10 protein-coding genes are annotated in these 13,316 nt (G+C 34.5%); 7 read left to right on the top strand and 3 right to left on the bottom strand.

Annotation, left to right across the window (positions count from 1 at the left end):
* Positions 1-47: 47 nt before the first annotated feature.
* Both ACZ1AQ_RS05750 and ACZ1AQ_RS05745 read left to right on the top strand, forming a co-directional pair.
* A complete protein-coding gene (locus tag ACZ1AQ_RS05750; protein WP_489631989.1) occupies positions 48-1,730 on the top strand; it encodes a tetratricopeptide repeat-containing sensor histidine kinase in 1,683 nt (560 codons plus the stop codon).
* Positions 1,731-1,794: 64 nt separating this feature from the next.
* Entirely contained in the window at positions 1,795-3,486 is a 1,692-nt protein-coding gene (locus ACZ1AQ_RS05745) for a tetratricopeptide repeat-containing sensor histidine kinase (RefSeq protein WP_489631988.1), read from the top strand.
* Here the strand turns inward: ACZ1AQ_RS05745 and ACZ1AQ_RS05740 are convergent, their stop codons facing one another.
* Positions 3,487-3,978: a metallophosphoesterase family protein gene (locus ACZ1AQ_RS05740; RefSeq protein ID WP_489631987.1), complete on the bottom strand. Its 492-nt coding sequence runs from the start codon at positions 3,976-3,978 to the stop codon at positions 3,487-3,489. It lies immediately after the preceding gene.
* Between the two features lie 366 nt (positions 3,979-4,344).
* On the opposite strand from ACZ1AQ_RS05740, the gene truA reads away from it, so the two are divergent.
* The 4 genes from truA to cysK all read left to right on the top strand — a co-directional run bounded on the left by truA (position 4,345) and on the right by cysK (position 9,629).
* On the top strand, positions 4,345-5,082 hold the full coding sequence (truA, locus tag ACZ1AQ_RS05735) for a tRNA pseudouridine(38-40) synthase TruA (protein ID WP_489631986.1): 738 nt from the start codon (positions 4,345-4,347) through the stop codon (positions 5,080-5,082).
* A 129-nt stretch (positions 5,083-5,211) separates the two neighbouring features.
* Positions 5,212-6,966: an ABC transporter ATP-binding protein gene (locus ACZ1AQ_RS05730; RefSeq protein WP_489631985.1), complete on the top strand. Its 1,755-nt coding sequence runs from the start codon at positions 5,212-5,214 to the stop codon at positions 6,964-6,966.
* A 184-nt stretch (positions 6,967-7,150) separates the two neighbouring features.
* Positions 7,151-8,539 carry a dihydrolipoyl dehydrogenase gene (gene lpdA, locus ACZ1AQ_RS05725; RefSeq protein WP_489631984.1) on the top strand — a complete coding sequence of 463 codons (1,389 nt, stop codon included), beginning with the start codon at positions 7,151-7,153 and terminating at the stop codon, positions 8,537-8,539.
* 175 nt (positions 8,540-8,714) lie between these two features.
* Entirely contained in the window at positions 8,715-9,629 is a 915-nt protein-coding gene (cysK, locus tag ACZ1AQ_RS05720) for a cysteine synthase A (protein ID WP_489631983.1), read from the top strand.
* A gap of 272 nt (positions 9,630-9,901) precedes the next feature.
* Here cysK and ACZ1AQ_RS05715 read toward each other — a convergent pair whose 3' ends face one another.
* Positions 9,902-11,026, bottom strand: coding sequence for a cysteine desulfurase family protein (locus tag ACZ1AQ_RS05715; protein WP_489631982.1), 1,125 nt, complete (start codon positions 11,024-11,026; stop codon positions 9,902-9,904).
* A gap of 242 nt (positions 11,027-11,268) precedes the next feature.
* Positions 11,269-12,219 (bottom strand): EamA family transporter, encoded by a 951-nt coding sequence (locus tag ACZ1AQ_RS05710; protein ID WP_489631981.1) that lies wholly within the window; start codon positions 12,217-12,219, stop codon positions 11,269-11,271.
* 114 nt (positions 12,220-12,333) lie between these two features.
* Between ACZ1AQ_RS05710 and ACZ1AQ_RS05705 the strand changes: the two genes are divergently transcribed.
* The gene (locus ACZ1AQ_RS05705; protein ID WP_489631980.1) at positions 12,334-13,281 is read left to right on the top strand and encodes a hypothetical protein; all 948 of its coding nucleotides are present in this window, start codon (positions 12,334-12,336) and stop codon (positions 13,279-13,281) included.
* The last annotated feature ends 35 nt before the right edge of the window (positions 13,282-13,316 follow it).

Below are 13,316 nucleotides of genomic sequence, written 5' to 3'. Positions count from 1 at the left end.
TCACTATGCATTTTTTTTCACAATATTCAATTAGCTTTAGACTGCAAATGATAAGTTCATGGGTAGTTTTGCTATTAGTATTAGTATTTGCATCAGTGCCTTCATTTTCTCAAGAAAAAAAACTTCCTAGAGAAAAACTGGTTAAGCTAGCAAAAGAGGCTGTAGATAATATGAATAATGAATTGTATGAAAAATCATTAATTCAATCTCGAAGTGCCTTGCGTTATGCCATTTTAGCAAAGGATGTTGAATTAATCGCCCAAATTTATAACATCATTGGTGGAAATTTTGATGGCTTGTTAGAATATGAAAAAGCAATGTTCTATTATAAAAAAGGGCTGATTTTTGCTGAAAAAACCAACAACAATATCTCAAAATACTCCATAAACAACAATCTTGGCAATATCTATTTTTTTGATAAAAAAGATTTAAAAAAAGGAATTTACCATTATACAAAAGCATTAGAATATAGTGCAAAAATGAAGGACACTACCAAAATGGTATTTACCAAAATAAATATGGCTTGGGCTTTTTTTGATATTCAAAAATTTGACAAAGGTTATCCTTACTTACAGTTTGTAAATAACTATTTTTCAAAACATGGAGATACTTCTTTAAAGTGTATTGCCAACATGCTAAATGGTATGTATCACAGTAATAAAAAAAACACCCAAAAAGCAACTTCATTTTTTGAGAATGCCATAAAGTACGGAATAGAAGAAGAAGAAAAATCCGATCTTTCCTATGTATACCTCGAATATTCTAAGTTTTTAAACCAAAATGGAGCATATAAAAAAGCTTATGCATATCTTGAAAAATATAACAAACTAACAGAGGAAATTAATTCCGAGGAAAAAATCAAAAAAGCCAATGTTGCGGGGATAAATCTTGAATTAGATGAATACAAAAGAGAAATAGACAAAATATCAAACACCTACAAGTCAAAACAAACGTATTGGCTAGAACAGCAATCTCGCAACAAAAAAATTGTAATTTTAGTCGTTACGCTTTCTCTTTTAGTTTTCTTAATTTTTTATGCTTTTTCACAAAATGAAAAACTAAAACAATACAATCGATTAAAAGAAATACAAAGTAAAGTACAACAAAACATCATCAATGCAACCATTGATGGTCAAGAGTCCGAGCGTAAAAAAATTGCGGCTTTTCTACATGACAACATTAGTGCTTTATTGTCTTCAGCAGGAATGCATCTCAATGTTTTTAGTGCTATGAATCAAAATCAATGTGATGAAATCATAAAGACAAAATACATTCTTGAAGACGCCCATCATAAAGTACGAGACTTATCTCATGAATTGATGCCTTCACTTTTGGTGCGATTTGGTTTATTATATGCCTTGGATGATTTGTGTGAAAAAAACTCGAATTCAAAAATTAAATTTGAATTTTTCAATACCATAGATACGCAAACCCGATTTGATGAAGCTTTTGAGATGAAAATTTATTTTATTATATCAGAACTGCTCAATAATATTTTAAAACACAGTAAAGCCAATTGGGCTAGAATCGAAACCAATCTAGAAAACAACCAACTATCCATCAAAATAAAAGACAACGGAAAAGGATTTGATGACCTTCAAAAAAACAGTACTGATGGTTATGGTATTAATCGAATCAAAGCTCGAATCAATAACATGAAAGGTGAATTTGTTATCAACTCCAAGAAAAATCAAGGAACTACGATTGAACTTCAAGTTCCTGTTAGTTAAATTTATTTTAATAATATTCTTGAAATACATTCTTATTTCCCTTTACAAACGCTAATGAATGCATATGGTTTTTAGATTAAATTCTTTAATAAATTTCATTTTAATTCTTTTTATATTTCCAACTTTTGGTTTCGCTCAACATGAGGGTATTACTAAAAAAAGCACCTACATTTTACTCAACAAAGCCATTGAAAACTGGAAAAGTGATCATTATGAGACTTCTTTAAAACAGGCTAATTTAGCCCTAAAACAGGCTACACTTTTAAAAAACCAATACTTAATTGCCAAATCATACAATGTTATCGGAGTTAATTTTGACGATCTTTTTATGCTTGACAAAGCATTCTTTTACTACGAAAAAAGTTTGAAACATGCTATCAAAACAACTGACGACACCTTAAAAGGTAAAATTTATAATAATTTAGCTAATATTTATTTTTTCGAAAAAAAGGACTTCAAAAAAGGCATTGAATATTATAAAAAATCCTTAGTTCACACCGAAAAAATTAAGGATACATCTAAAATATTTTTGAGAAAACTAAATATTACTTGGGCTTATTTTCAAGAAAGTCAATACAAAGTAGCTAAACCTTTTCTTGATTATTTAAACAAATATGAGGGTAAATTTGCCGATGAATCAACTTTAGTCATCTTGAATATGCTAAATGGATTGTATGCAGAATACAAGAATGACCCCATAAAAGCAGATGCTTTTTATAAAAAAGCAATTCAATACGGTGAAAAAAGCAACGAGAAATTTGATTTATCGGTAACCTACTACAATTATTCCTTGTTTTTAGCCAAAATCAAGAAGTTTGAAGAAGCCTACAAGTTTAGCAAAAAACACGATGATTTAAACAACCAAATCTTAAACGATAGCAAAGTAAAAACTGCTAAAAACACTGGAATTAATCTAGAGGTAGAAGAATACAAAAGAGAAATAAATAAAATATCAAACACCTACAAATCAAAGGAGACGTATTGGCTAGAACAGCAATCTCGCAACAAAAAAATTGTAATTTTAGTCGTTACGCTTTCTCTTTTAGTTTTCTTAATTTTTTATGCTTTTTCACAAAATGAAAAACTAAAACAATACAATCGATTAAAAGAAATACAAAGTAAAGTACAACAAAACATCATCAATGCAACCATTGATGGTCAAGAGTCCGAGCGTAAAAAAATTGCGGCTTTTCTACACGACAACATTAGTGCTTTATTGTCTTCAGCAGGAATGCATCTCAATGTTTTTAGTGCTATGAATCAAAATCAATGTGATGAAATCATAAAGACAAAATACATTCTTGAAGACGCCCATCATAAAGTACGAGACTTATCTCATGAATTGATGCCTTCACTTTTGGTGCGATTTGGTTTATTATATGCCTTGGATGATTTGTGTGAAAAAAACTCGAATTCAAAAATTAAATTTGAATTTTTGAATACCATCGATACTCAAACCCGATTTGACGAAGCTTTAGAAATGAAAATCTATTTCATTATCTCAGAACTACTAAATAATATTTTAAAACACAGTAAAGCCAACTTGGCAAAACTAGAAACTAGTCTTGAAAACAATCAATTATCCATCAAAATAAAAGATAACGGAAAAGGATTTGATGACCTCCAAAAAAACAGCATCGATGGTTACGGAATCAACAGAATCAAAGCACGAATCAATAATATGAAAGGAGAATTCGTAATCAAATCCAAAAAAAATCAAGGAACAACCATCAAACTTATTATTCCTGTTACGTAATTATTTTTTCATTTCCACTATCTCTAAGTCTTTAATTTTATCGCCATCAATAACAAATCGCAACAGTGTACGAACTTGATGGAAACCACTTTTCCCAGCAGCTCCTGGATTCATGTGCAACAAATTATGCTTCTTATCAAATTGAACTTTCAAAATATGAGAGTGCCCACATATAAATAATTTTGGCGGATTCGTAGCCATTTCATCTCTAATGGCAGGATTGTATTTACCCGGATACCCACCAATGTGCGTAATCCAAACCGAAACTTGCTCACACATAAACCGATTGTGTAACGGAAATTCAGTTCTGGCTTCCATTCCATCGATATTACCATACACGGCTCGCAACGGCTTATGTTTTTTTAGCGTATCGGTCACACTCAAATCTCCAATATCCCCCGCATGCCAAACTTCATCGGCCCAAGCTACATGTTTCAAAATCGCCTCATCGATGTGGCTGTGCGTATCCGAAAGCAAAAGAATTTTGGTCATACCAATGGAATTTAAAAGTAAAAAACAGCAAAAATAAGCGCTTCTCTCCCATTCTAACCAAAATTTGAAGTTCTTTTTTTTTGGAGCCAAACAAAAGGCAAAAATAAACAGGGATTCCCGCTGTCCTTCCTATCTTTTTTCTACACCTCTCCGGTTTAGCAACCTACAAGGTCTAGAAAAAAGGATATTCCCTCCCATCGGGGCTAGAATCAAACATTCGGCATTTTTTCAGGCAGTTACAAAAATGATATAAAATCAAAAAAATCAGTCTAAAGATTGTAAATTTGCAGCCAATAAAAACAAGAAATCGTTGCCATATCATTGTATAACAAGTAAACGATTTCAATCCAAAAATCACAAAACATCTTGAGGTACTTTATACAACTAGCCTATAACGGAACTGCTTATCACGGTTGGCAATACCAACCCAATGCCAGCTCTGTACAAGAAACGCTGAACAAAGCCCTTTCGGTGCTATTGAACACCACAATCAATATTATGGGTGCTGGCAGAACTGATACTGGCGTGCATGCCAGCCAAATGTATGCTCATTTTGATAGCGAAAAAAAACTGGAAACAACATCGCTAGTGCACAAACTCAATTCGTATTTACCAAAAGACATCGCCATATTTGACATTATCCCCGTAAGCGATGAAGCGCATTCCCGATTTGATGCTACCAAACGCACGTATGAATACCATATCAATACCATAAAAAATCCTTTCCTTGAGGGACTCAGTTGGTATTACCATCAAGATTTAGATGTGGCATTAATGAATGAAGCTGCTAAATTATTGTTAAATCATACCGACTTTCAGTGCTTTTCGAAAGTGAATACCGACGTAAATACATTTGATTGCACTATATTTGACGCTGTTTGGAGAAAGGAAAACAATCGATTGATTTTTACCATTTCGGCCAATCGTTTTTTGCGAAACATGGTGCGTTCTATTGTAGGAACATTAGTCAATGTGGGATTACATAAAATCACTTTGGATGATTTTGAAAACATCATAAAAAGCAAAAACAGAGAAAAAGCAGGTTTTTCGGTGCCAGCACATGGTTTGTACTTAACCGAAATTAATTATGAATACCTAAAATAGCCCCGATAGTAGTGGAAATACTTTTTTGTTTTTCCTTTAAAAACAAAAAAGATTACTTCACTCAACTTTTATTTACATAGGAGTTCAGTGAATTACATTTGCACGAATAGCGGGAAATAGCTCCTAAACATGAAAGCAAAAGCATTCGATACTCGATTATTCAAGAGAATTTTAAAATACACCAAGCCATATCAGTTGCGATTTAATGGAGTGATAGCATTTGCGATTTCCCTATCTATTTTTGCTGCCTTACGCCCCTATTTGTTAAAGCAAACTGTCGATGGGTACATCAAAACGCATGACCAACAAGGTTTACTGTTGTATGTTACCTTAATGGGAATTGTGTTGCTTCTTGAAGTTTTTTCGCAATTCTATTTTGTGTTTTGGGCCAATTGGTTGGGACAAGATATTATTAAAGACATCAGAATTAAATTGTTTGCGCATTTGCTCAGTTTTAGGATGAAATACTTTGATTTGGTTCCTGTTGGACAAGTCGTAACCCGATGTGTATCGGACATTGAAGCGATTGCACGTATTTTTAGTCAAGGACTTTTCATGATTATTAGTGATTTGATGAAAATGCTAGTGGTACTTATTTTTATGTTCTACATGAACTGGAAACTCACTTGGATTGTTATTGTAGCCATGCCAGTTTTGGTCTTTTTCACGCGTATTTTCCAAAAGAAAATGCAAGTGGCTTTTGAGGAAGTACGTACCCAAATTGCGAATATGAATACATTCGTTCAAGAACGCGTAACAGGAATGAAAATCGTTCAGTTATTCAATCGTGAAGATATTGAGTTTGATAAATTCAAAAACATTAATGATAAACATAGAAAAGCGTGGATTAAAACCATTTTGTACAACTCTATTTTCTTCCCTATTGCAGATATTATTTCTTCGCTAACTTTAGGATTTATCGTTTTGTTTGGGGGTATTAAAATCCTAAATGGTGATAACTTTACCACATTTGGTGATTTATTTTCCTATACTATGTTTATCGGAATGCTATTTAACCCCTTGCGCCAAATCGCGGATAAATTCAACGAAATGCAATTGGGAATGATTGCAGCCAATCGCGTATTTGATATTTTGGATACAGAAGACCAAATTCAGGATACTGGAACCGTAGAGGCGCCTATTTTTGAAGGAAACATTCTTTTTAAAGACGTTCGTTTTGGTTATATTCAGGATGAAGAAGTAATCAAAGGCATTGATTTAGAAGTTAGCGCAGGACAAACCATTGCTATTGTGGGTTCTACGGGCGCAGGAAAATCGACTATAATCAATTTATTGAATCGTTTTTACGAGATTAATAGCGGTTCTATTGATATCGACCATCACAATATTGAAAATTATACTTTAAGTTCACTACGCAAGCAAATTGCTGTGGTTCTTCAGGATGTGTTTTTGTTTGCCGATACTATTTACAACAACATTACCCTTAATAATCCAGAAATCACGAGAGAAGAAGTAATAACTGCTGCCAAAAAAATTGGGGTGCATGACTTTATTATGAGTTTGCCTGATGATTATAATTTTGACGTGAAAGAACGCGGGGTAATGCTTTCTTCTGGTCAACGTCAATTAATTGCTTTTTTACGAGCTTTTGTGTCCAATCCAAGTATTTTGATTTTGGATGAAGCCACTTCATCTATCGACACCTATTCTGAAGAATTGATTCAGCGTGCTACCGAAACCATTACACAAGGCAGAACATCTATAGTGATTGCGCACCGTTTGGCTACGATTGTAAACGCCGATAAAATCGTAGTCATGGACAAAGGTTTGATTGTAGAACAAGGAACCCATCAGGAATTAATCAATCTAGAAAAAGGATTTTATAAAAACCTATACGATTCGCAGTTTTCAATAGCGAATTAGTTTTGAAGTTCTTTTTAGAAATTGCAAAAAATTAAATAACTGACTAAATTTGTTAGATTGTCACATTCTATTAATGAAACTTTCTCAAAACAGAATAAATCCTTAATTTTGTGACCGAGTGAAAAAACACCATGATTTTTTTACACACAAATTCATCCTATTTTAAAAATTAAAATTAAAAAAAATGAAATACGATATTATAGTTTTAGGAAGTGGTCCTGGAGGTTATGTTACAGCAATTAGAGCTTCACAATTGGGTTTTAAAGTAGCTGTAATCGAAAAAGAAAACTTAGGCGGCGTTTGCTTAAATTGGGGATGTATACCAACTAAAGCCTTACTAAAATCAGCACAAGTTTTTGATTATTTAAAACATGCTTCTGACTATGGATTGACTGTAAAAGAATTTGATAAAGATTTTGGTGCTGTAGTTAAAAGAAGCCGTAATGTAGCTGACGGAATGAGCAAAGGAGTTCAGTTCCTTATGAAAAAAAACAAAATCGATGTTATTGAAGGCTTCGGAAAAATAAAACCAGGTAAAAAACTAGACGTTACTGATAAGGATGGAAAAGTAACGGAATACAGTGCCGATCACATCATTATTGCTACAGGTGCTCGTTCTCGTGAATTACCTAACTTACCGCAAGATGGTGTAAAAGTAATTGGTTACAGACAAGCCATGACTTTACCTACTCAACCTAAATCTATGATTATTGTAGGTTCTGGAGCAATTGGAGTGGAGTTTGCACATTTCTACAACTCAATGGGAACAGATGTTACTATTGTAGAATTTATGCCAAATATTGTTCCTGTAGAAGACGAAGACATTTCTAAACAAATGGAACGTTCTATGAAAAAAGCAGGAGTTAAAATTATGACTAACTCTTCTGTAGAACGCATCGATACTACTGGTGCTGGCGTGAAAGCGTTTGTAAAAACCGCTAAAGGTGAAGAAGTTTTAGAGGCAGATATCATTTTATCAGCTGTTGGAATTAAAACCAACATCGAAAACATTGGATTAGAAGAAGTAGGTATTGCTACTGATAGAGATAAAATTTTAGTAAATGCATACAATGCTACTAACATTCCAGGTTACTACGCTATTGGAGATGTAACTCCAGGTCAAGCTTTGGCGCACGTTGCTTCTGCAGAAGGAATCAACTGTGTTGAAAAAATTGCAGGTCTTCACGTAGAACCAATCGATTACGGAAATGTACCTGGTTGTACTTATGCAACACCAGAAATCGCTTCTGTTGGTTTGACAGAAAAACAAGCCAAAGAAAAAGGATACGAATTGAAAATTGGAAAATTCCCATTCTCTGCTTCAGGAAAAGCAAAAGCCGCTGGAGCTGCTGATGGTTTTGTAAAAGTAATTTTCGATGCCAAATACGGAGAATGGTTAGGATGTCATATGATTGGTGCTGGTGTTACGGATATGATTGCTGAAGCAGTTGTAGCTCGTAAATTAGAAACTACAGGTCACGAAATCTTAAAAGCTATCCACCCTCACCCAACTATGAGTGAAGCAGTTATGGAAGCCGTTGCTGATGCTTACGGAGAAGTAATTCACTTGTAACATTTTGTTTTAAATCTTCTTAAGTAGATTATAGATAAATATAGAATCCGTTTTGTTCAACACAAAACGGATTTTTTTATGTAATTTCATTTTATCATAGAATTAACGGTTAGCTATTTGTTAAATACAATTTATTCTATAAATTTACTAGGATTTAAAATTTAAAAATACAACTATGAATTATAACAACATACTCGAAACGATTGGCAACACGCCTCATGTAAAAATCAACAAACTATTTGGAGAAAAAAACTCGGTTTGGATAAAATTAGAACGCGCCAATCCTGGGGCTAGTATCAAAGACCGTATTGCTTTAGCCATGATTGAAGATGCTGAAGCAAAAGGAATTTTACAAAAAGGCAGCACCATCATCGAGGCAACCTCAGGCAACACCGGAATTGGTTTAGCTATGGTGGCTGCAGTAAAAGGATATCGCCTTATTTTGGTAATGCCGGAATCCATGTCGATAGAAAGACGTCGCTTAATGAGTATCTACGGTGCAGAATTTGTATTGACACCACGCGAAAAAGGAATGAAAGGCGCTATCGAAAAAGCACAAGAATTAATCAACGAGATTCCTAATTCTTGGTCACCGCTACAATTTGAAAACCCAGCAAATATAGAAGTGCACAAGCAAAAAACTGCCCAAGAAATCATCAATGACTTTCCAAACGGAATTGACTATCTCATCACCGGAGTAGGTACTGGTGGACATATTACAGGTTGTGCAGAAATCCTAAAACAGCACTTTCCCAATCTAAAAGTTTTTGCGGTAGAACCAGAAGCTTCACCGGTAATTAGTGGTGGTGCTCCTAGTCCGCACCCTATTCAAGGGATTGGTGCAGGTTTTATACCCACCAATTTACACACTGAAATACTTGACGGAACCATACAAATTAGCAAAGACGAGGCATTTTCTTATGCACAAAGAGTCGCTAAAGAAGAAGGAATCCTTTTAGGTATTTCATCTGGTGCATCTTTAGCTGCTGTGGCCAAAAAACTAAACGAAATCCCAGAAGGGGCAACGGTACTAACTTTTTGCTACGACACTGGGGAACGCTATTTGAGCATCGAAGGATTGTTTGAATAACAATTATATACTTCAATACTTTGAGTAAATAAAAATTAACCACATAGAATCATAGATTGAATACAAACCCGAAAAGAAAAAATAGAAATAGCACTATTTCACACATAGAATAAGCTATGTGAATAGCAAAATGTCCATAATAATCTTTTGACAAAGTAAATTCTATGTCTCTAGCCTGCACTGAGGTACCGAAGTGTGGTAAAAAAAGTTTAAACAAATAAAAAAACCTGACAACTTTTCAATTGTCAGGTTTTTTGTTTTATAAAAGAGCCTTAAACGCCTTTCAACGCTTCAATCAACAAATCTACTTCTTCTTGAGTAGATAAATGACTGAACGATATTCGTAAACTTGGTTTTTTCAAATCTTCTTCCGAGAGCATTTCAGCCAACACATGCGAGGGCTTCACACTACCCGACTGGCAAGCACTTCCTCTCGAAACAAAAATCCCTTTCATATCCAAATAAAACAAAATCATAGCCGTTTTATCCGCTGAAAAAGGCAATTGAACATTCAAAATCGGATAAAAAGTAGCAGTTCCATTTTCTTTTACTCCAGGAAAGTGCAACGCTAATTGTTCCAAACAATACTGCTTTAGAGCACTGATTTGCTGCTGTTCAGCTTCTAAATTAGCATAAGAAACTTCCAAAGCCTTTGCCATTCCTGCAATTTGATGAATTGCTTCCGTTCCAGAACGCAGTCCTTTTTCTTGCTCTCCACCAAAAAACAAAGGCTGCAAACCCGAATTTTTTCGAATAAATGCAAAACCAACCCCTTTGGGGCCGTGAAATTTATGAGCGCTGCTCACTATAAAATCGATAGGTACTTTTTGCAAATCCAAAATCGCTTTGCCTATAGATTGCACCGTATCAGAGTGAAACAACGAATGATGCTCTTGACAAATTTGTGAAACGCGTTCCAAATCCAAAACCACGCCCGTTTCATTGTTCACATGCATCAAGCTCACCAACGTTTTCTCTGTAGATTCCGAAAGCAAGTCTACTAAATGCGTCAAATCAAGAACGCCATCAGCCGAATTTTCTACATATTCCACTTGAATATCAAACTCCTTTTGCAATTCCAAAATAGGATACAAAACCGCATGATGTTCCATTTTGCTCGAAATAATTCGCCTCACCTTCAAATCCTTCACTGCCGAGCGCAAAATCCAATTATTGGCCTCTGTCCCACCCGATGTAAACAAAATCTCTTGCGCCGTTGCATTCAAAGCCTTAGCAATGCTCTTTCTAGACAGTTCCAAAATACTTTTGGCGTGACGCCCCAAACTATGCGTAGACGACGGATTTCCGTAATCTTGCGCCATACAATCCACCATCACCTGAATCACTTCGGGACGCATCGCAGTTGTAGAAGCATTGTCGAGATATACTTTTTTCATATATGTAAAATTCATTTGTCAGTGGTCATATATGGTATCGCCTTTTATTTATCGGTGATTAATCACACAACTTGTTGTTAGTGGCGATTTCATAACTAAATACTATTCATTTTTATTTGGGCGTGCCCCGCCAGAAAAAGTCGGGTCGGGCATCCGTTCCCGCTTTTTTTAGAGCCTGAAAAAGTCTCTAAAAAAGAGCTCCACTACTACCCTCACGCAAACCCTGTAAAACCAGAGGCTATTTAGGCAACCAATCGTTTTTCTTTTGATTTTTTCAACAGTTCCAAAATGACTTTCTTATTAAAAATCACAACAGAAATCAAAATCAGTATATACGAAAAGAGTTGAATTCCATTTATTTGTTCTTTGAAATACAGCAGAGCAATAGCAAAATTAATAATTGGATTAATATACATCAAAATTCCAACAGTCGCTGAGGAAATTCCTTTCAATGCAAACAAATTTAAAAACAAAGGAATAATGGTAAAAAAGACCACAATACATAACAAACAAATATAAAACAAAGGCGTTGTAGGCAGTGGACCACTATAAATAGGATAAAATGGCAGTATCAACAAAGCAATAAAAAGCAACTGCACATTAAGCACCAAAAGTTTATCCATTTGATTATTTTTCCGTTGACTTACTAAATAGAGAGCATACGTTGCCGCTACTACCAAGCTGTAAAAAATATCATGTAAATCATTCATCGATAACAACAAACAACTTACAACACTCAATGAAACCGCAAACCATTGTGCTTTTGAAAGTGTTTCTTTTAAAAGAAAAAAGGCGAAAACGGTCGTCAATATCGGGCAAATCAAGTAAGCCAAGGAACCCGCCTTCACACTAACGTGATTGACAACATAAATAAAAATAAACCAATTCGAAGCTAATATCAAACTTCCTCCTAGTGTCAACCATACAATCGTTTTCTTAACTTTTGGTTCAAAATTCTGAAAAAGAAGCCAATTCTCTCGAATCACACTTTTTCTAAAAAACACATTCAAAAGCGTTAAAAGAAAAACACTTAAAAAAACACGATAGAAAAGAATATCCAAAGAAGGAAAATCGGCAATAGGTTTCAGTGCCAAGCTGAAAAATCCCCATATAAAAAATGCAGAAAATGCAGCAAGGTAATGTTTCGTTTGTTTCATGTATATTAAATAGGACGGCAAAGGTACTAATTTCATTTGGCTTGTCTTTTTCTTCCAAAATAAATCAGCTCACATTAACATCATTTTAAAATCAGGAATGAAGCGGATACCAATTAAAAATTCTATTTTTGCTTAAAATAAAGTAAAGAAATGAAACGATTTTTAGGAATACTATTCTTAGCAGTTATGATTAGCGGCTGTGATGACGGCGATCTTTTTTTGGAAGACATTAATTTTGACAAAGCAACGGTTGCTACCTGCGCCAACAATGATATTATTTACAAACTAAATGAAAAAGAAGCTCTGTTATTAGAACTTCCAGGATTTATTTTCCCAAGTGAAACCAAAACACAAGAAATCACCATTGGAGGAAGTATTAGAGTAGTCTATCGTTTTTTTAACGGAACCGTAAAAGCGGACAATATTTGTGAAACCATTCCCCCAGCCACACCAATTGTAGTTGACCAATGGACTGCAGAAGCCGGCGGAAAGATAGTGATTACTAGTACTCCAATAAAAACAACAGATGCCACAACTAATAGCACCAAAATTACAGGTTACAACCATTACATTGTACTCAAAAACATCACGTTTCAAAAAACAAATGGCACCCAAGTGTATAATGAATTCATATTTGGTGATTATACAACTACAGTAACTTCAATCCCATTTGCTTTTACCAAAACTTTAGGGCAGTGTGCTACCACTAAACAAGTATACAATTTCATCAATAGTGAGGCCTTAACCTTAAACAACATCGAAGATGGATTGATTAAAAACGAAGTAACACCATTGAATACACCAAGAACGGCATTAATTGGTAGCACAACCAATTCTTTAATCTACAGATCGTATACTGGTCTTTTGACAGAAAGTTATTTTTGCAACACCACTACCCCAACAACACCAACCCTTTTTCAAGAATGGAAAGCTGCTACTGGTGTTGCCAATAGCGAGGGTATAATCGAAGTTACTACCACAACTTTTGGAACTGGATTCAAACACACTATAGTACTTAAAAAAGTTAAAATGGTAAGAGGAAGTGATGATTTTTCGTTGGGTGATAATTACATCTATGGAGAATTAATCACCAATTAGCCCTTCATTTTTAAGCATAAAAAAAGGTCAATTCT

The organism is Flavobacterium sp. UM26 (assembly GCF_057922445.1).
The sequence above is the reverse complement of the archived record's forward strand: the minus strand, read 5'-3'. Positions and strand labels throughout refer to the sequence as shown.